Consider the following 19,687-nt stretch of genomic DNA (forward strand, 5'->3'; position numbering starts at 1 on the left):
TCAAAATTAAGCAGCTGAGATTTTTTGCAAACCTTGGCATCGAGCAAATCTACACCAAAGCCAGCAAACTCTAAAAGTCTAATTCATTCATAAATTCCGACAATTCGAGATAATCATTAGTCTGCTAAATATTTCTATCCAAATAATCTGTTTGACAAAAAATTGCAAGAATTTGGACAGCGTCGGAGATCTGCTAAAGAGACGAGCACCTATCTGTATCCAATCTCGCGGCGAGAGAACCTTGAAATTGCGCTTGGTACGTCGGCTAGACGCACGTCATTGAGCTACTTGGCTTCAACTTGCTCTGCCATACAAAGCCGCCTGCTTTTCTAGAACTAGCAACTCTCAAAGCTTGGGATACTTCTCCCACTTGGTTTCCGAAAGCAACGGTCACTGTCATCTGGAGCCATCGCCACTCAATCCTGAGCGGACAGACTTCGCTCTGCGCGCACCCAGACTTGTCTCCCTGGTTTTGCGAGTTGGCTACGATTCCAGTCGCCCCCACACAACGCCCAATCTCCCCCAGCCCACCCCCTAGGGAGAACCCGCGCTGTTCTTGACTTACAGCAAGCTCTGTTCACACTCTAGGCAACACAATCGGCTCAAGCGTTTGGCAAAGCGGGCTCAAAACGCCAGGCAGCAGCCAGAACTGAAGGCTCTGGGGTTTACGGCAATTTCCGCATTCACTATGTTTTCAGGGCGTTGAATGCTCCTAATTTCATAGCAATTGACGCCTGAGCACGGCCCGTCAAGTCCAGCGGCTTCAATCAACGTAGTTCCTATCAGGTATTCGATAAATTGAATTAATGAGTATCTTGGATATACAATAGTTTCAAGAATTTCTGAAAACTAAAAACTTACCCCATGCCATCCACCCGCGCCACCTCCTCCGCCAGCAGCCCTGCTGTGGCAACGCGCCCCTCTGCGAAGGGCGCGTGGTGGCAGGTGCTGGCAGCCTTGCTGTGGTTGCCGCAGGCGGCAGTGATAGCCTGGGGGATTGAGGCGATCCACCAGCAAGCGGCTTGGTCGACATTGGCCAAGGCTTGCGTCCTGTTCCTGGCCTTGGGCTTGCTGCGGGCCCTGGTCGATGGCTATGGCCTGCGCCGCGCTTTTGCCGCAGCGCGCGCCCACACGCAGCAGCTGCGGCTGCAGGCCTTGCAGGCATTGGCGCTGCACTCGCCCCTGCACCCGCATCGCCCATCGGCCGGGCTGGCGGCCAGTGTGCTCAACGAGCAGGCCGACCACATCACGCCCTACTGGGCTCGCTACACGACAGCGCGCACCAAGGTCATGGTGGTGCCGCTGGTCATCCTCGTCTGTGTGTTCAGCCTGTCCTGGGTGGCGGGCCTGGTGCTGCTGGTGGCCGCGCCCTTGATCCCCATCTTTATGGCGCTGGTGGGCTGGCGGGCCGAGGCGGCCAGCAAAAAACATTTGCAGGATGTCGGCAACCTGAACCAGTTTTTGCTCGATCGCCTGCAGGGCCTGGCCAGTATTCGCGGTCTGGGTGCGGTCGGGCAAGTTGCGCAACAGCTGGCCGGTGCGGCAGAGCAGCTGCGCGCCAACACCATGGCCGTGCTCAAGATTGCGTTTCTGTCCTCTGCAGTGCTGGAGCTTTTCTCCGCGCTGGGCGTGGCCCTGGTCGCTGTGTATGTCGGGTTCCATCTGCTGGGCCAGATCCCGTTTGGCAGCTGGGGCGGCACCTTAGGGCTGGCCCAGGCCATGTTTGTGCTGCTGCTGGCCCCGGCATTTTTTGAGCCGCTGCGCGAGCTATCGGCCGTGTGGCATGACAAGGCCGCAGGTGTGGCGGCCGAGCAGGCACTGCAAGCGCTGCAGCAGTCTGGCCCGCAGCTGGTGGGTGGTGGCGATAGCGACCAGGACCGCGCGGCCAGCGCCAACACCGCAGCGGCTGCCGCGCTGACGATCCGAGACCTCAGCTTTCAATACAGTGCCGACAGCCCCTTGGTGGTCAAGGCTTTCAGCGCAGAGATTGCCGCTGGCGACCGCGTTGCGCTGTGGGGCGAAAGCGGCAGCGGCAAATCCACGGTGATGGCGCTGATCGCGGGCCTGGCAGCGCCCAGCGCTGGCAGCATCCTCATCGATGGCCAAGCCATGGATGCAGCCCACGCCGCCAGCCTGCGCAGCGGCATGGCCTGGGTGGCGCAAAAGCCCCATGTGCTGGCCGCCAGCCTGGTGGACAACATTCGCCTGGGCCGAGATATCGACGAGGCCGCACTGCAGCAAGCGGTGCAGAGCGCGGCCCTGGGCCCCGTGTTGGCCTTGCGCGGCAATGCCGTGGTGGGCGACGGGGGCCTGGGCCTGTCGGGTGGCGAGGCCTTGCGCCTGACCCTGGCACGCGCAGCCGCCACGCCTGGCTGCCGCCTGGTGCTGGCCGATGAGCCCACGGCCCATCTGGATGCCGAGACCGCCCAGTTTGTGCGCCAGGGCCTGCTGGCCTTGGCAGCGCGCGGCGCGACCTTGGTGGTGGCCACCCATGATCCGCTTCTGGCCGCCTGCATGGACCGGGTGCTGTCGCTCGATGGCAGCCAGCCGCCCATTGCCGCTGGCCTGCCCGCCGCCATGAGGAGCATCGCATGAAGGCCTGGAACGCGCTGCGCCCCATCGTCCAGCTGTTTGCGCAATCGCCCTACCGCCGGCGCATGCTGCTGGGCAGTCTGCTCGCTGCGATCACCGTGTGCGCCGGCATGGCGCTGCTGGGCTTGTCGGGCTGGTTCCTCACCGCGGCCTATGTGGCGGGTCTTTCTACCGCCACGGCCGTGGTGTTTGATGTGTTTGCGCCCGGCGCGGGCGTGCGCTTTTTCTCGATGCTGCGCACCGGCGCGCGCTACAGCGACCGGGTCGTCACCCACGATGCAACGTTGCGCGTGCTGGCCGCCCTGCGGGTGCAGCTGTTCTCGCGCTTGGCCGCCGCAGATACCGCATTGGCTCTGCGCCAGCGCCCTGCCCGCCTGCTGCACCGCCTCACCGCCGACATCGATGCGCTGGATGCCGTCTACCTGCGCCTGCTCACCCCCGCCGTATCGCTGCTCATCAGCGCCTGCGTGACTGCATTGGCTTTAACGATCTTCTTGAACTGGCAAAGCGGCCTGCTGGTGGGCGCCATGGTGCTGGCCGGTGGCCTGGCCTGCGTGGCCTGGTGTGTGCGCCAGGGCTTTATGACCGCGCTGCGCCGCAGTTTTGCCGGCGAGCAACTGCGGGCCCAGGTGATTGATGCGGTGGGCGCGCAGACCGAGCTGGTGATGGCTGGCAGCCTGCAGCGCCAGATGGCCCGCATTGCTGCGGCAGAGCGCCAGCAGTGGGCTGCCGATATCCGCCTCAACCGGCTGGAATCGCAGGTGGCCGTTGCCATGGCGATGCTGGGCCACTGCGCCACCGCTGCTGCGCTGCTTTGCGCGGCCTGGCTTGCGCAGAAGGGCGAGATTGGCGCGCCCATTGCCGCGCTGGCCACCTTGCTGCTGCTCGCGGCGTTGGAGCCGCTCGTCCACATCCGCCGTGGTGCGATGGAAGCGGGCCGCACCTTGCTCGCTGCCCGCCGCATTGCCCCGCTGCTCGATACGCCGGCCCACACCGCCGCCACAGACGACCGCGCACCGGCAGCCGGTCTGGCCGTCGACATGCAGGCCGTGGGCCTTCAACACCCGGGCAGCGCCCGCGCCTTGCTGCAGCAGATCGATCTGCAAGTGGCCGATGGCGAATGGCTGGTGCTGGCAGGGCCCAGCGGCGCGGGCAAATCCAGTTTGATGGCGCTGATCGCCGGCGACCTGGCACCCAGTGCCGGCCAGGTGCTGCGCAAGCCATGCGCCAGCCTGCCCCAGCGCACGGAGCTGTTCCAGGCCAGCGTGGCCGCCAACCTGCGCCTGGGCCGGCCTGACGCCAGCGATGCCGAGCTGTGGGCCGCACTGCAAACGGCAGGCCTGGCCGATGTCATCGGCGCCCTGCTGGGGCAACTGAACACGCCCCTGGGCAGCCAGGGCGCGGGCCTGTCGGGGGGCGAATCGCGCCGCCTGGCGCTGGCCCGCCTGCTGCTGCACCCAGCGCCCTTGGGCTTGCTGGACGAACCCACCGAAGGCCTGGACCGCCAGACCGCCGCCCAGGTGATGCACGCGATTGCGCAATGGCATGCAAAGCGGGCCGCCAGCGGCCAGGGCGCCATCGTGATGGCCAGCCATTTGCAGCGCGAGGCACGCCACGCCGACCGCATTGTCTGGATCGCCCCCTTGCAAGAAAGCATGGCACAAGCGCGCAAGGGCACGGCGGAGTTTGAAGCGCTGTTGCAGCGATTGCGGCCTGGCTAGCCCGGTTCACGCAACACAGGTATTTGTCAGTTTGGAACCCACGTAGTTTTTCTACCAGATCGAGCACTTACAACACGGAAGGACCAGTTCATGGATCTCGACATCGTCGGGCTATCAAGATTGCAGTTTGCACTCACAGCCCTGTACCACTTTCTCTTCGTTCCCCTGACCCTGGGGCTGTCCATGCTGATCGCCATCATGGAGACGGTCTATGTGATGACGCGGCGTGTCATCTGGCGCCAGATGACCAAGTTCTGGGGCGTGCTCTTTGGCATCAACTTCGCCATCGGCGTGGCGACCGGTCTGGTGATGGAGTTCCAGTTCGGCATGAACTGGAGCTACTACAGCCACTATGTGGGCGACATCTTTGGCGCCCCGCTGGCCATCGAAGGGCTGATGGCCTTCTTCCTGGAGGCGACCTTTGTCGGTCTGTTCTTCTTTGGCTGGGACAAGCTCTCGCCGGTCAAGCACTTGATCGTCACCTGGCTCACGGCCCTGGGCACCAATCTGTCGGCGCTGTGGATTCTGATCGCCAATGGCTGGATGCAGAACCCGGTGGGCGCGGTCTTCAACCCGCAGACCATGCGCATGGAAGTCAATGACTTCGCCGCCGTGCTCACCAACCCGGTGGCGCAGGCCAAGTTTGTGCACACCGTCTCTGCCGGTTATGTCTGCGCAGCCATCTTTGTGCTGGGCGTGTCGGCCTGGTACCTGCTCAAGGGCCGCCATGTGGCGCTGGCCAAGCGCTCGATGACGGTGGCCGCCGCCTTTGGCCTGGCCGGCTCACTGTCAGTCGTGGTGCTGGGTGATGAGTCCGGCTACCTGTCGGGCGAGCACCAGAAGATGAAGCTCGCTGCCATTGAAGCGATGTGGGAGACCGAGCCTGCACCGGCCGCCTTCACCGCCATTGGCTTTCCTGACCAGGAAGCGCGCGAAACCCATTACGCGATCCATATCCCATGGGCGATGGGCTTGATCGGCACGCGCTCGCTCGATACCGAGCTGCAGGGCATCAACGACCTGGTCAAGCACGCCGAGGTGCTGATCCGCGACGGTATCAAGGCCTATGACGCGCTGGAGAAAATCCGCGATGCCGGCTCGACGACCACGATCTCGCCCGAGCTCAAGGAACAGTTCGAGGCCAATGGCAAGTCGCTGGGCTATGCCTTGCTGCTCAAGCGCTATGTCGATGACCCGCGCCAGGCCAGCGACGCACAGATCGCCAAGGCGGCCTGGGACACGGTTCCGCAGGTGGCTCCGCTGTTCTGGACCTTCCGCATCATGGTCGCGCTGGGCATGTTCTTCATCGTGCTGACGGCTGCATTCTTCTACCTCGCCTCGCGCCACCAGCTGGAAAACCGCCGCTGGCTGCTGTGGGTGGCGGTATGGTCCATTCCGCTGCCCTGGGTTGCGATCGAGTGCGGCTGGTTCGTCGCCGAGTTTGGCCGCCAGCCCTGGATCATCGAAGGCGTGCTGCCCACCGCTGTGGCCGCGTCCAACCTGGGCGTCACCACCTTGCTGATCACGATCCTGGGCTTTGTGGCGCTGTACACGGTGCTGCTGATCATCGAGATGAAGCTGATGCTCAAGGCCATCCAAAAGGGCCCCGAGCTCGAGCCCGAGCAGCGCGATCCGCAGCCGCTGAGCTATGCTTCGATCGCCACGGCGCAACCCACCTATTCGGGAAAGTAACACCATGATCTTGCATACACTTTTGAACTACGACACCCTGCGTGTCATCTGGTGGGTCCTGCTGGGCGTGCTGCTGATCGGCTTTGCCGTGATGGATGGCTTTGACCTGGGCACCGGCATGCTCCTGCCCTTCCTGGGCAAGAACGACCTGGAGCGCCGCGTCATCATCAATGCCGTGGGCCCCACCTGGGAAGGCAACCAGGTCTGGCTGGTGCTGGGCGGTGGCGCCATCTTTGCCGCCTGGCCGCAGCTCTATGCGGTGTCCTTCTCGGGCTTTTACCTGGCCATGTTCGTGATCCTGATCGGTCTGATCCTGCGCCCGGTCGCCTTCAAGTACCGCAGCAAGAACGAGTCCCCCGCCTGGCGCAGCCGCTGGGACTGGGCGCTGTTTGCCGGCAGCTTTATCCCCGCGCTGATCTGCGGCGTGGCCATGGGCAATGTGCTCCAGGGCGTGCCCTTCCGCCTGACGCCTGAGCTCTATATCCACTATGACGGCAGCTTCTTTGGCCTGCTCAACCCCTTCGCGATCCTCGCTGGCCTCATCTCCGTCACCATGCTGCTGATGCATGGCGCGGCCTGGCTGTGCATCAAGACCGAAGGCGCCATTGCCGCCCGTGCCCGCACCGTGGGCAGCATCTCGGCGGTTGTGACTGCTGTGCTGTTCGTGCTCGCCGGCATCGTGCTGTGGAAGTTTGTTGACGGCTACAGCATCACCTCGGCGCTGAACACTACCGGCCCGTCGAACCCGCTGTTCAAGACCGCAGCCCACGCGCCCGGCGCCTGGATGCAGAACTACCAGCAGCACCCCTGGACGATGGCTGCGCCGATCCTCGGCGTGCTTGGCTGCCTGATCGCTGCGGTGCTGCTCCGCTCCCGCAAGGAAGGTCTGGCGATGATCAGCAGCGGTTTGGGCATTGCCGGCATCATCCTGACCGTGGGCGCTTCGATGTTCCCGATGATCCTGCCCTCGTCGGTGGACCCGCGCTTTAGCCTCACGGTCTGGGATTCGTCGTCCAGCCACATGACCTTGTTCATCATGCTGGTCTGCACCCTCATCTTCATGCCGCTGATCCTGGCCTACACCAGCTGGGTCTACTCGGTCCTCTGGGGCAAGGTCAATGCCAAGGACATCAACGACGGCAACGGCCACGCTTACTGAGCGCCGCTGCACACAGAAAGGATTCGACTATGTGGTATTTCTCCTGGATTCTCGGCCTGCCGCTGGCCGCCGCCTTTGCGGTGCTCAACGCCATGTGGTTTGAGATGACCGAAGACCAGAAGCTGCGCCAGCAGCTGCTGGACGACCCGGACTCGCAGCACTGAGCTGCGGCACAAGCCCCTGAGCCTGGCACAGCGCCACGGCTCTCAACGCACAAAGGCCCAAACCTTGGTTTGGGCCTTTTGCTATGGGCTAAGAACCTGTTCTAAGAGCGATCAGCCCTGGTTTTGCAGATCTTCGGAGAACAGCCGCCAGTCCTTGCCCACCTTGCGCCAGTACTGGCGCAGCGACAAGGGCTGCGCCTGTTCGCGGCTCTTGAGCTTCAGGTTGGCCACGCGAATCTCGCCCTTGTCGTCTTTCCAGCCGTAGGTAGAGATGTCCTGCAGCTCCACACTGCGGCCCTTGAACAGCGCGGCCATGCGTGTCTGCCAGGCCTGGCCTTCGGACGAGGCCGTCCATTGCGGCGTGGCCAGCTGCAAGGCGCGCTGGGGGTCGTCCTGCATCCAGGCCTGGTGCCACTGCTGCAGCACGGCCGTGAAAGCGTCAGTGCTCTGGCGGTGCGAGGCATCGCTTGGCGCCACCCACTGCAGCTTCTCGCGGATCAGCACCGGCGTGAGCTTGTCCACCGTGCGCATCAGCGCAAGCAGATCGGGGTTGGCCAGCACCACGCAGCCATCGCTGGCCTGCGGCAGGCGGGCGAACTGGTCCGGCGGCGCGCCATGCAGCCAGATGCCGCTGCCCGAGCGGCCCATGGCCTTGTCCCAGTCATTGGGGTAGTTCAGGGTCAGAGCACCCTTGCCATAGAACTCGGGCAGGCGCTGGCCGGCAATCTGGCGGCCAATAAAGTAGATGCCTTCGGGGGTGCGCTGGTCGCCCTCTTCGAGCTTGCCCACCCCCAGCTTGCCGACGGAGACATAGAAGCTGTCGACAAGCTGCAGCTGGCCTTGGTCATGGCGCAGCAGGTAGAGGCGCGACTGGCTGGCATCGATGGCGATGACCTGGCGCACCGAGGGTGACAGCGACAGAAACTCCGCAGGCACCTGACCGGCGGCCGGCAGCGATTGGGCGCCCTGCATGCGGCGGCGGATCTCGTCCTGCAGACCCTGGAGCTGCTCCAGGGTCTGCCCGCCCTGGGCGTTGGCAGCGGGCGTGGGCGGCACCGCTGCGCCGGCCTGCGGCAGGGGTATATGTTTAACGGGCAGCACCATGGCACGCTGGGCCACCGCAGCGGGCGTCAATGCCCCGGGCTGGCCCGAGCGAAAACGCAGCAGATCGGCATACACCAGCTGCGCGGCCTGAAAATGCGGCACATCGGCCGTCAGGCTGGCGGCGGCCTTGAGGGCCTGGTCCAGCTGCTGGTTTTGCACCAGCGCAATGATCTGCACCAGGCGCTCTTCGGCATCGGGCTGGCGGGCCTTGGCGGCAGCGGCCGTCTTTGCCTGGGCAGCAGCGCGCGGCGTGGCCGGCGAGCCAGCAGCCAGCGCCGCACCTGCCGCGGCCACCACGGCTGCACCAACGCCCGAGCGCCAAAACTGCTTGCAAAAAGGCATAGCCTGTGATTCCTTCAACTGACTTCTGTGCGGACCAGCGCCGATCATAGCCTGTGCAGCGCGGAGCGATCAGCCGCCCGTGGTCTCGCGCATGATGCGCCAATGGCCTTTTTCCAGTCGCATCACCAAGGTCTTGCGGGTGGTGGTCTTGAGCGCGCCGGCCGCATAGTACTGGCGGAACTTGGCTGTTGCCTGCTCGCCCTCCACGCTGACCTGCAGATTGCGCACATTCACCACAATCGCTTGCTTGCCGACAATGCGCTGGCGCCGCTCTTCCTTCCAGGCACTGAGGCTGCCGCCACCGGCTGGGCTGAAATGGTCGCTGTAGGCGGCCAGGTAGCCGGGCATGTCCTTCTTCTCCCAAGCCGTGGCCCAGCTGTTGACGGCGCGCTCCACATCGAGCTTGGCGGTATCACGCGCTGGCTTGGGCTTGGTCTCGGCCACAGGTGCTGCCGGTTTGGCGGCTGGGGCGGCGGCGCTGGCTGCCACAGCATTGGCTGCCACAGCACTGGCTGCCACAGCACTGGCTGCCACAGCCTTGGCGGGCTCAGCAGGCACAGGCGCCGGAGCGGCTGCTGGCGTGGGCGCAGGTGCCGGAGCCGCCTTGGGCGCCGGAACCGGCGTGGATGCCGCTTGGGCTACAACAGCCGGTGCAGGGCTAGGCGCAGGCGGTTTGGGCGCTGCAACAGGGGCTGGTGCTGGTGCGGGCGCTGACACCGGCGCAGGCGCAGGTGCTGGCGGCGGTGGCGGGGGCGCCACCGGTTTGGGCGGCACATCGGCTCGGGCCTGCACCAGCGCGTTCTTTCCGTTGGCGAGCGAGGCCGGGACAATCTGCGTGATCAGCGCCAGCTGGGGGGCCGTCTGCTTGGGCGCGCCTTCGAGCTGCAGCGCCTTGGCATAGGCATCGCTGGCCATGCGGGCGTAGAGGTCGCCCAGGTTTTCATGCGCCGTCGTGTAACTGGGGTTGGTGCGCATCGATTGCTCCAGCGCCTGCGCGGCCTTGCGGTCCTGGCCATCAGCGGCATACAGCACGGCCAGGTTGTTGTAGGGCTCGGGCATGCCGGGGTAATCGCGGGTCAGCTCCTGGAAGATCTTGATCGCCTGTGCATGCTGTTTTTGCTCGGTCGCGATCACGCCGCGCAAAAAGCGCATTTCCACATCGCCGGGCTGCTTGCGCAGGTAGGCATCGGCCTCTTTGGCGGCTTGCGCTGCCTTGCCCTGCTGCAGCAACTGGCTCACTTCCGCCACAGCGGGCGATGCAGGCGACGTGGGCGCGGCTTGCGCCTGCAGCGCAGCGCCCCCCATCAGCACACCTACGCACACCGCCGCCCAGCGCTGGCGAAAAAGGACGGGCACCAGGGATCGCAGGGTAGAGCGCGCTGGGAAAGCACTTTGCATGGGGGATTTTCTCGTTGCAGTGGACCAAAAGCCGCAGAAAACAGCCAGAAATCTTGCGTATCTGTACACACATCCGTTGGCAGAAAAAGCCCCGCCTGGCGCGCGCCAAAAACCGCCCGATTATACAGACCCTGCCTGCGCCAAGGGCTGGCTGCCGGGCGGCGAAACGCTCCCCCCACAAAGGACGAACGTTACGTAACACCTCCGTAACAACTGGAGCAAAACTGCCTTTTACGCCGCACCTATGGCGTACGAAAAATAAAAATACTCATTTAAAACAATGATCTAATAAATTTCACAGAGGTAACAGCTGCCGGTTTTCGCGTTGGCACAGGAGTTGCACTCATGAAGACAAGGCCTGGGCATTTGCCCTTGAGGCCAGCCCCCAGACCGGAGACCTGCACATGACCCACAACGCCCCCTTGCTCAGCCCAGAGGTCTGCGAGACGCTGTTTGATGAAGCGCAGGAGCGCCATCTGTGCATGGAGGTGCATTGCGCACCCGGCCTGGCCCACCAGCTGAGCCTGGCAGCGCGCTTTGTGGCGCAGCAGGCGGTGGATCTGCCCAAGCCCTATGACGGCTGCCTGATGTTCTTCACCATCACCGCGCAGAACCTGCCCATCACCAGCTTCAGCATCCAGCAGCCCAGCGTTGCCGAGGCCTGGACGGAGGGCGCAGCGCGCATGCGGCAATGGGCCTGGGCGTTCAATGCCACCGGCGTGGAACTGCGCATTGACTGGGCGACCGCCGTGCTGCCGCTGCCCGGCGATGAGCCGCAGGATGCGCTGGCCGATCTGCGCCAGTCCTGGAGCCTGGCCGACAGCGCGCAGGAGCGCGCCGAGATGCTGGCGCTGCTCAGCCACCGCATGACGCGCGCACTCGCCCGCCTGCAGCTGCTGAGCGATCCAGTGCCCGCCAGCACCCTGGGCCGCTGGCAACTGCTGCTCGAAGGCCTGCACATCAGCCCGCTCGGAGAGATGCGCACCCTTCCCCGCCACGACCCCTTGTCACCCCGCAGCAGCCACGGCAGCGCGGCCTCGGCCATCTACCAGGCCACGCAGGAGTTGCTGGCCCGCAGCCAGAGCGAAGACGGCAGCTGGCCCGAAGCCAGCACCTTGGTCGACCACCTGGGCATCACCTATGCGTTGCTGCTCACCCAGCGCCAAAGCGCGCCAACGCCAAGCTCGTCGATGACCGTGCACCGTGCCATCGCCTACCAGGCCGAGCAGATGCAGCGCTGGAGCCTGCATGAATGCGGCAGCGACCTGCTCAAGGCCATGAGCCTGATCGTGCTGGTGCAGTATGTCCACCTCTACCCGGGCGCCGGCTGCGCCACACCGCTGCGCGACCTGATCGGCCTGCTGTCCCAGCAGCTCCATGGCAAGGCCGTACGCGGCGCAGGTGCCACCGCCCCCTGGGCCCAGTTGGCCTTGCAGAGCCTGCAAAAGAGTGGGCAGCAGCCCTCGGACCTGCAAGCTGCCACTGGCAGCCCCGCTGCAGACGGCGACAGCCCATGGCTGCATGCCGCCTGGCAGCAGCTGCAGGCCCTGGCGCAGGACCAGGAACACAGCAAGCTGCACCCCGAGCCCTGGGTGTCTGCCGCGCTGATGGAATGCTCTTTGCAGCATGGCCAACCGCTGTTTGCCAGCCATGCCCAGCGCAGCCAGTTTTTCTCGGGCATGCAGTCGCTGTTCAAGACCTGCTACCAACGCATGGTCTGGCCCAAGCTGCCCCATACGCAAGCCGGCCGCCAGCGCTGGAGCAGCGGCGTACTGCAGGCGCCCGTTACCGACTGCCGCGTGGCCAGCCAGCTGCTGATCACCATCAGCGCGGCGGTGAGCTTTGCCAACCTGTCGCAGGCACGCTCATTAGCGCCATAGATACCCGGCCAGCCGCAGCGCCTGGCACAACCGCCCTTTGCACCTTCAAAACCAAGGCGCCTGCTCCAAAAGGGCAGGCGCCTTGGCTGTATTCAGCGGGCTCGATCAACGCCCCACCGTCTCACTCACAATGCGCCACTGGCCTTGCTCGGGCTGCAGCACCAAGGTCTTGCGGGAGTTGCTCTTGAGCGCGCCTGCCGCATAGGCCTGCACAAAGCGGGCCGTGGCGCGGGCGCCGTCGACGGTCACCTGCACATCGCTGAGCGCCACGCTGATCTCGCGCTTGCCCTCAATGCGTTGGCGGCGTGACTGCTTCCATGCCGCCAGGCTGCTGCCGTCGGCGGGTTTGAAGGCGGGGCTGTAGGCGCCTAGATAGGTATCCATATCTTGCTGCGCCCAGGCCTGGGCCCAGGCCTGCACGGCAGCCTCCACCGCTGCTGGGGAGTTATCTGGCGTCTGCGAGGCCGTGCTGGCAGGCACGGCATCCGGCGCCGGGCCTGCTTTGGCGGCGGCACTGGCTGCTGGCCTGTCCGATGACTTGGCCGATGACCGTGCCGCCTCTGCCGCGGCCAGCTGCAGCGGGGTTGCCGAGGATATGCGCTCTGCCACCACAGGCTCGGTTGCAGGTGCAGGCACCGCAGCCGCAGCTTGCACCGGGGTCAAGCTCGGGGTGGGGGCCACTGCAGCGGCAGACTGCGGCGCGGCTGCTGCCACCGCTGTCACTGGCACAGCCGCCCCAGTCCCGCCCGGCGCAATCTGCGCGATCAGCGCCTGCTTGGGCGCAACGCCCTGGCGGGCGCTGTCCAGCTCCAAGGCCTTGCCGTAGGACTGGCTGGCCATGCGGGCATACAGATCACCCAGGTTTTCATAGGCGGTGGCATAGCCGGGCTGGGCACGGATGGCCTGCTCCAGCGCATCGACAGCCTTGCGGTCCTGCCCCTGGGCGGCATACAGCACGGCCAGGTTGTTGTAGGGCTCGGGCATGGCCGGGTAGTCGCGTGCCAGCGCCGAAAAGATCTGGATGGCCTGCGTCTGCTGCTTTTGCTCGGTGGCAATCACGCCGCGCAAAAAGCGCATCTCGGCGTCCTGGGGATTGAGCTGCAAAAACTGGTCGGCCTGCGCCGCCGCCTGCGCGGTCTGGCCCTGCTCCAGCAGCTGGGCTACGGCATCCACCTCCCGTGCGGCATGGGCGGGCAGTGCCAGCAATACGGCCGTACCGCCTGCGCACAGCGCAGCCACCAACTTTGGCAACCGTGCCTGCCTTAACCAGAGAGGGGGAGAGAAGTGACGAGACGCGATGCGCATAGATGGCTTTTTAAAAGTCATGGAAACAGGGGAAATACAACGAGATTCTTTGAACAGCTTCTTTAAGCCGGCGCAGCAGTGACCAGGAGAAACACTCATGCGGCAAGAGACAGCAGAAATAGTATGCGAGCCCGGCACCTGATTCATTATGTAAATTTTTATGGATACCAGAGGATCATGATTTAAATCCTATTTAACAGCGACGCAGCAAATATTGACGGAAATGCTCCAGCGTAACGGCAGAACGTTACGTAACGCCGGAGGGAACAACATTGGACATTGCTTAAACGCCTGATCGGGCCATAGTTTTTAAACTGCGATTCATCTGCAAATAAATATATTTATCCATGAATTTCAATGACTTATGAAATACCAAAAGAACGCAGATAAAAAACAAATCCATGGCACGCAAGTTGCACAGTCTCCGCCCAGATAAGCCTCGCGAGGCAAATCGGAGCCCTTGCGTTTGATATTTCAATTTTCTACAGGACAGAGAAAATGACCACCTCCACCGCCCTCCCCTCGAATACCGCAGCTGCCGCACTGGCCACCCACGGCATGGCGTCCCAAACCGGCAGCGGCGCAGCGATGGCCGCATCGGCCAAAGGCACGCCTGCCACCCTGTCCCAGGCCAGCGCCGGCGTGCAGATTGTGCGGGATGGCCAGACGATGGCGGCCCCCGCAGGCACGGCCTTGCAAGTGGGTGACAAGATCATCGTGCCAGCCGATGGGAGCGCGCAGGCGCAGTTCAGCGGTGCCGGTGGCCAGAAGCTCGTGGGCACGTTTGCGGGCGGCACCGAGGCCACGCTGGGCTACCAGGCAGGCGCCGACGGCACAGGCGCGATGGCGCTGGATCTGGCCTCGGGCAAGGTCGATGTGGCCCCTGCCGGGGACGACACCGACGCCTTGGGCCTGGTGGTGACCCAGGAAACGGCCGAAGCCGGTGGCTCTACCTTGGGCGATTTTCTGCTCGCCGGCCTGGTGGGCATTGGTGGCGGCGCGCTGATTGCTGCGGCGCTGGACAGCGGCGACGATGACGACGACCGGACGCCGCCCATCAACCCCACCAATCCAACGAACCCCACCAACCCCACGGATCCGACCAATCCGACCAACCCTACCAACCCGACGGATCCGACCAACCCCACCGATCCCACCAACCCAACGAATCCGACCAATCCCACGGATCCGACCAACCCTACCAATCCAACGAACCCCACAAACCCTACGAACCCAACGAATCCGACCAACCCCACCAATCCAACCAACCCGACTAACCCAACGAATCCGACCAATCCGACGGATCCTACGAACCCGACCAATCCAACCAATCCTACGGATCCCACGAATCCGACCAACCCTACGAACCCCACCAACCCTACGAACCCCACCAATCCGACGAACCCGACGGATCCTACGAACCCGACCAATCCAACCAACCCCACGGATCCCACCAATCCGACCAACCCCACCAACCCTACGAATCCGACGGACCCTACCAATCCGACGAATCCTACCAACCCGACCAACCCCACGGATCCCACCAATCCGACGAACCCGACCAACCCTACGGATCCCACCAATCCAACCAATCCTACGAACCCCACGGACCCTACCAACCCTACCAATCCGACTAACCCAACGGATCCCACGAACCCGACCAATCCAACCAACCCGACGGATCCAACGAATCCAACCGACCCGACCAATCCTACGGATCCGACCAACCCCACCGATCCTACGGACGGCCATGGCCTGATCACCTCGGTCGAGGACGTACTGGGCGCACTGGGCGGTGGCACCTTGGTGGCGCCCGTCACGGATCTGGTCAATTCGCTGATCAACCCATCGACGGGAACCCTCGCTGTGGTGACCAGCGTGCTGGAGCAGTTGACGAACACCAATGGTGGCCCTCTGGGTGTGCTGACCGAGCTGGTCGATGGCCTGGTCAATATCCAGGACCAAGGGCTGGAGCCGCTGGTTTCCACGCTCAACCAGCTGATCGCAGGTCTGGGCGATCCCACATCGACCGAAGGCATTCCCGGTCTGGTGAACCAGGTGTTGGGCGGTCTGCTCGGTGAGAACAGCCCGCTCGGTGAGCTGCTTGCGGGCGTGGGTGGTCTGCTGGGCGGCTTGCTGGGCGGCGGCTCCGGCACGCCGCCCGGTGGTACGGACGGCCCCGGCATCGTGACCACGGTGCAAGACGTGGTGGACGGTTTGCTCGGCGGCACGGTGGCAGAGCCGGTGGGCCAGTTGATCGACAGCCTGCTGCACCCGACCGATGGCACGCTTGCAACCGTGACCGGTTTGCTCGAAGGCCTGACCAGTGTCGAAGGCGGCCCCCTGGGTGTCTTGACCGAGTTGGTCCATGGCCTCACCCAAGTGGACGGCCAGGCGCTGCAGCCGCTGATTGGTACCTTGAACGAACTGATTGCCGGCTTGGGCAGCATTGGTGAAGGTGGTATCAGCGGCGGCCTGATCGGCTCCATCGTCGACAGCATCTTCGGCGGCCTGGTGCCTGGCGGTGGTTCCACCGACGGCGGCCTGGTCACGACGGTCCAAGAGGTTGTCGATGGCCTGCTGGGCGGCACCGTGGCAGAGCCTGTGGGTCAATTGCTCGACAGCCTGCTCAATCCCGGCAACGGCACCCTCGCCACCGTCACCTCGGTGCTCGAAGGCCTGACCTCGGTAGACGGCGGCCCGCTGGGTGTATTGACCGAGCTGGTCAGTGGCCTGACCCAGGTCGAAGGCCAGGCGCTGCAGCCCGTCATCGGCACCTTGAACGAGCTGATTGCCGGCCTGGGCAATGTGGGTGAAGGCGGCCTGGGCGGCGGCATCATTGGCAGCATCGTCGGCGGTGTGCTGGGCGGCCTGGTGCCTGGCGGCGGCGCCACCGATGGCGGGCTGGTCACCACGGTGCAGGATGTCGTAGATGGCTTGCTGGGCGGCACGGTGGCTGAGCCGGTGGGCCAGTTGCTCGACAGCCTGCTCAACCCGGGCAGCGGCACGCTCGCCACGGTCACCTCCGTGCTGGAAGGCTTGACCTCGGTCGACGGCGGTCCGCTCGGTGTGCTGACCGAGTTGGTCAGCGGCTTGACCCAGGTGGAAGGCCAAGCCCTGCAGCCTGTGATCGGCACCTTGAACGAGCTGATTGCCGGGCTGGGCAGCATCGGTGAAGGCGGCTTGGGTGGAGGCCTGGGCGGTGGCCTGATCGGCAGCATCGTCGGCGGTGTGCTGGGCGGCCTGGTCCCGGGTGGCGGCGCCACCGATGGCGGCCTGGTGACTACGGCGCAGGATGTCGTCGACAACCTGCTGGGCGGCACCGTGGCCGAACCCGTCGGCCAGTTGCTCGACAGCCTGCTCAACCCCGGTACGGGCACCCTCGCCACGGTGACCTCGGTGCTCGAAGGTCTGACCTCGGTCGAAGGCGGCCCGCTGGGTGTATTGACCGAGCTGGTCAGTGGCCTGACCCAGGTCGAAGGCCAAGGGCTGCAACCGGTCATTGGTGCCTTGAACGAGCTGATTGCCGGCTTGGGCAGCATCGGCGACGGTGGTGCCGGCGGCGGACTGGGCGGTGGCCTGATTGGCACCGTGGTCGGCGGTGTGCTGGGAGGCCTCACCGGCGGCAATGGCGGCTTGCTGGGCGGCCTGACCGGTGAAGGCGGCCTTCTGGGGGGCCTGACCGGCGACGGTGGTCTGCTGGGCGGCGTTGTCGGCGGAAACGGTGGCCTGCTCGGCGGCCTCACTGGTGAAGGTGGGCTGCTCGGTGGCTTGACCGGTGACGGTGGTCTGCTGGGTGGATTGCTGGGCTCCGGCTCCGGCGGCGCCGATGGCAGTGGCGTAATCACTACGGCACAAAACCTGGTCGGCGATCTGGTCGGCGGCACGGCCGCAGCGTCGGTCAATACCGTGGTCGATACCCTCCTCAACCCACAAAGCGGCGCATTGGCCCCTGTGACCAGCGTGGTAGAAAGTCTCACCCATACCGGCAGCGGGCCGCTGGGCGCCGTCACCTCGGTGGCCCATGGCCTGACCCAGTTGCCTGGCCAGGCGCTGGAGCCGGTCGTCTCTGCCGTGCACGATGCCGTCGCAGGTCTGAGCGGCGGCGCCTCTGGTGGCGCAGTCGGCGGCTTGCTCGGCGGCCTGACTGGAGAAGGCGGCCTGCTCGGCGGCTCGAACGGTGACGGTGGCCTGCTGGGCGGTGTCATTGGCGGCAACGGCGGCCTGCTGGATGGTCTGACCGGTGAAGGCGGCCTGCTTGGTGGCCTGACCGGTGACGGTGGTCTGCTCGGCGGATTGCTGGGCAATGGCGCCGGCGGTGCCGATGGCAGCGGTGTAGTCACTACGGCACAGAACCTGGTCGGTGACCTGGTTGGCGGCACCGTCGCAGCGCCGGTCAACGCGGTGGTCGATACCCTGCTGGATCCACAAGGTGGCGTCCTTGCACCGGTGACCAGCATTGTCGAAGGCCTGACCCAGAGCGGCAGCGGCCCCTTGGGTGTCGTGACCTCGGTGGCCAATGGGCTCACCCAAGTGCCTGGCCAGGCGCTGGAGCCGGTCGTCTCTGCCGTACACGATGTCATTGCGGGCCTGAGCGGCGGCACCTCCGGTGGTGCGGTCGGCGGCTTGCTGGGCGGATTGACGGGAGAAGGCGGCCTGCTCGGCGGCCTGACCGGTGACGGTGGCCTGCTGGGTGGTGTCGTCGGTGGCAATGGCGGCCTGTTGGGCGGCATCACCGGCGAAGGCGGTCTGCTCGGTGGCTTGACCGGTGACGGTGGTCTGCTGGGTGGTGTCATCGGTGGCAATGGCGGCCTGTTGGGCGGCATCACCGGCGAAGGCGGTCTGCTCGGTGGCTTGACCGGTGACGGTGGTCTGCTGGGTGGCGTCGTCGGCGGCAATGGCGGCCTGTTGGGCGGCATCACCGGCGAAGGCGGACTGCTCGGTGGCCTGACTGGTGACGGTGGTCTGCTGGGCGGATTGCTGGGCAATGGCTCCGGCGGCGCCGATGGCAGCGGTGTTGTGACCACGGCGCAGAACCTGGTCGGTGATCTGGTCGGCGGCACCGTCGCAGCGCCAGTCAACGCGGTGGTCGATACCTTGCTGGATCCGCAAAGCGGCGTACTGGCACCGGTGACCAGTGTGGTCGACAACCTGACCAGCACCAGCAGCGGCCCCTTGGGCGTCGTGACCTCGGCGGTCAATGGCCTGACGCAGGAGACGGGCCAGGCACTGGAGCCGGTGGTCTCGGCCGTACACGATGTCCTGGCCGGGCTGGGTGGCGCCACCTCGGGCGGCGCAGCAGCGGGCCTGGGCGGTGTGGTCGACGGCCTGCTCGGTGATCAGGGCGTACTGGGCAGCGTGCTGGGCAGTACCGGCGCAACGGGGGGGCTGCTGGGCGGCCTGACCGGCAACACAGGCCTGGTCAGCGGCTTGCTGGGTGACAGCGGCGTGGTCGGCGGCCTGCTCGGCGGCAGCACCGGCCTGCTCTCGGGCATCACCGGTGAGCACGGCCTCGTAGGGGGTCTGTTGGGCGGCAGCGGCGGGCTGGGTGGCTTGCTGGGCGGCACGGCAGCGCCGCACTTCGTGGCCAGCACGGCCGGCAGCGCGCTGCAGCCGGTGGCTACTGCCATCAGCAGTGTGGCCAGCGGCGATGCACACAGCGTGCTGCCGCAAGACCTGCTGCACCACCAACTGGCCTGATGCACAGCGCGCCCTGCGCTGATCAGTGACCCGCTTCCATCCCCATGGGTCTGCAGCGCTTGCCTGGTTTCCAGGCAAGCGCGGGGCCCCATCAAGGATTGCCATGTTCAAACTTCTCCCTCTTTCTGTCGCCGCCGCTCTGGCCCTGGGCCTTGCGGCCTGCGGCAGCAGCTCCACAACCTCCAAACGTGAAGAGCACCATTACGCGCTGTCCAAGCCTGCGGCCGAGCCCGCCCAATCGGGTGTGGCGCCGGTCGTGGCCACCGCACAGCCGGGCAACAAGGGGCCGGCCGATACGGCCCATACCGTGTATTTCGACTTTGACTCCTATACCGTGCGCCCGGCTGACCGCCCCGTGCTGGAGAGCCATGCACGCTGGATGCGCAGCCACCCTGGCCAGTCGCTGACCTTGCAGGGCCACACCGATGCGCGCGGCGGCATCGAATACAACCTGGCGCTGGGCCAAAGACGGGCCGAGTCGGTGCGCAGCAGCTTGCAGACCCTGGGGGTGGACCCCGCCCGTGTCGAGGCCGTGAGCTATGGCAAGGAACGCCTGGCCGATACCGGCAGCAGCGAAGAGGCCCACCAGCGCAACCGCCGGGTCGAGTTCGAATACCGCTGAGTGCCCTA

General features: G+C 65.1%; 11 protein-coding genes. 8 read left to right on the forward strand and 3 right to left on the reverse strand.

The window, feature by feature from the left end; translation table 11 throughout:
* Nucleotides 1–864 precede the first annotated feature (864 nt).
* The 5 genes from cydD to cydX all read left to right on the forward strand — a co-directional run bounded on the left by cydD (nt 865) and on the right by cydX (nt 7,328).
* A complete protein-coding gene (gene cydD / locus DCO45_RS00630; RefSeq protein ID WP_116924041.1) occupies nt 865–2,595 on the forward strand; it encodes a thiol reductant ABC exporter subunit CydD in 1,731 nt (576 codons plus the stop codon).
* The gene (locus DCO45_RS00635; protein ID WP_116924042.1) at nt 2,592–4,313 is read left to right on the forward strand and encodes an ATP-binding cassette domain-containing protein; all 1,722 of its coding nucleotides are present in this window, start codon (nt 2,592–2,594) and stop codon (nt 4,311–4,313) included. The genes cydD and DCO45_RS00635 overlap by 4 nt, the downstream gene beginning before the upstream one ends.
* A 90-nt stretch (nt 4,314–4,403) precedes the next feature.
* On the forward strand, nt 4,404–6,005 hold the full coding sequence (locus DCO45_RS00640) for a cytochrome ubiquinol oxidase subunit I (protein ID WP_116924043.1): 1,602 nt from the start codon (nt 4,404–4,406) through the stop codon (nt 6,003–6,005).
* 4 nt (nt 6,006–6,009) lie between these two features.
* Entirely contained in the window at nt 6,010–7,164 is a 1,155-nt protein-coding gene (cydB, locus tag DCO45_RS00645) for a cytochrome d ubiquinol oxidase subunit II (RefSeq protein WP_116924044.1), read from the forward strand.
* Nucleotides 7,165–7,193: 29 nt separating this feature from the next.
* Complete coding sequence (gene cydX, locus DCO45_RS00650; RefSeq protein ID WP_021025677.1) at nt 7,194–7,328, forward strand: cytochrome bd-I oxidase subunit CydX; 135 nt, start codon at nt 7,194–7,196, stop codon at nt 7,326–7,328.
* A 111-nt stretch (nt 7,329–7,439) separates the two neighbouring features.
* Here the strand turns inward: cydX and DCO45_RS00655 are convergent, their stop codons facing one another.
* On the reverse strand, nt 7,440–8,774 hold the full coding sequence (locus DCO45_RS00655; RefSeq protein ID WP_165841088.1) for a L,D-transpeptidase family protein: 1,335 nt from the start codon (nt 8,772–8,774) through the stop codon (nt 7,440–7,442).
* 69 nt (nt 8,775–8,843) lie between these two features.
* The gene (locus DCO45_RS00660; RefSeq protein WP_232539360.1) at nt 8,844–10,172 is read right to left on the reverse strand and encodes a tetratricopeptide repeat protein; all 1,329 of its coding nucleotides are present in this window, start codon (nt 10,170–10,172) and stop codon (nt 8,844–8,846) included.
* Nucleotides 10,173–10,576: 404 nt separating this feature from the next.
* On the opposite strand from DCO45_RS00660, the gene DCO45_RS00665 reads away from it, so the two are divergent.
* Complete coding sequence (locus DCO45_RS00665; protein WP_116924046.1) at nt 10,577–12,052, forward strand: hypothetical protein; 1,476 nt, start codon at nt 10,577–10,579, stop codon at nt 12,050–12,052.
* Nucleotides 12,053–12,157: 105 nt separating this feature from the next.
* Here DCO45_RS00665 and DCO45_RS00670 read toward each other — a convergent pair whose 3' ends face one another.
* Nucleotides 12,158–13,303, reverse strand: a complete 1,146-nt coding sequence (locus tag DCO45_RS00670) for a tetratricopeptide repeat protein (RefSeq protein ID WP_198424325.1) — start codon at nt 13,301–13,303, stop codon at nt 12,158–12,160.
* Between the two features lie 552 nt (nt 13,304–13,855).
* On the opposite strand from DCO45_RS00670, the gene DCO45_RS00675 reads away from it, so the two are divergent.
* Both DCO45_RS00675 and DCO45_RS00680 read left to right on the forward strand, forming a co-directional pair.
* On the forward strand, nt 13,856–19,057 hold the full coding sequence (locus DCO45_RS00675; RefSeq protein ID WP_116924048.1) for a hypothetical protein: 5,202 nt from the start codon (nt 13,856–13,858) through the stop codon (nt 19,055–19,057).
* Between the two features lie 103 nt (nt 19,058–19,160).
* Nucleotides 19,161–19,679 (forward strand): OmpA family protein, encoded by a 519-nt coding sequence (locus tag DCO45_RS00680; RefSeq protein WP_116924049.1) that lies wholly within the window; start codon nt 19,161–19,163, stop codon nt 19,677–19,679.
* Nucleotides 19,680–19,687 lie beyond the last annotated feature (8 nt).

The organism is Comamonas sp. JNW, from assembly GCF_003105075.1.
GTDB lineage: Bacteria > Pseudomonadota > Gammaproteobacteria > Burkholderiales > Burkholderiaceae_C > Comamonas > Comamonas squillarum.

Bases quoted from the DNA above. Each gene is read 5' to 3' on its own strand.
- cydD (WP_116924041.1), top strand. From the start codon at position 865: ATGCCATCCACCCGCGCCACCTCCTCCGCCAGCAGCCCTGCTGTGGCA.
- DCO45_RS00635 (WP_116924042.1), top strand. From the start codon at position 2,592: ATGAAGGCCTGGAACGCGCTGCGCCCCATCGTCCAGCTGTTTGCGCAA.
- DCO45_RS00640 (WP_116924043.1), top strand. From the start codon at position 4,404: ATGGATCTCGACATCGTCGGGCTATCAAGATTGCAGTTTGCACTCACA.
- cydB (WP_116924044.1), top strand. From the start codon at position 6,010: ATGATCTTGCATACACTTTTGAACTACGACACCCTGCGTGTCATCTGG.
- cydX (WP_021025677.1), top strand. From the start codon at position 7,194: ATGTGGTATTTCTCCTGGATTCTCGGCCTGCCGCTGGCCGCCGCCTTT.
- DCO45_RS00655 (WP_165841088.1), bottom strand. From the start codon at position 8,774: ATGCCTTTTTGCAAGCAGTTTTGGCGCTCGGGCGTTGGTGCAGCCGTG.
- DCO45_RS00660 (WP_232539360.1), bottom strand. From the start codon at position 10,172: ATGCAAAGTGCTTTCCCAGCGCGCTCTACCCTGCGATCCCTGGTGCCC.
- DCO45_RS00665 (WP_116924046.1), top strand. From the start codon at position 10,577: ATGACCCACAACGCCCCCTTGCTCAGCCCAGAGGTCTGCGAGACGCTG.
- DCO45_RS00675 (WP_116924048.1), top strand. From the start codon at position 13,856: ATGACCACCTCCACCGCCCTCCCCTCGAATACCGCAGCTGCCGCACTG.
- DCO45_RS00680 (WP_116924049.1), top strand. From the start codon at position 19,161: ATGTTCAAACTTCTCCCTCTTTCTGTCGCCGCCGCTCTGGCCCTGGGC.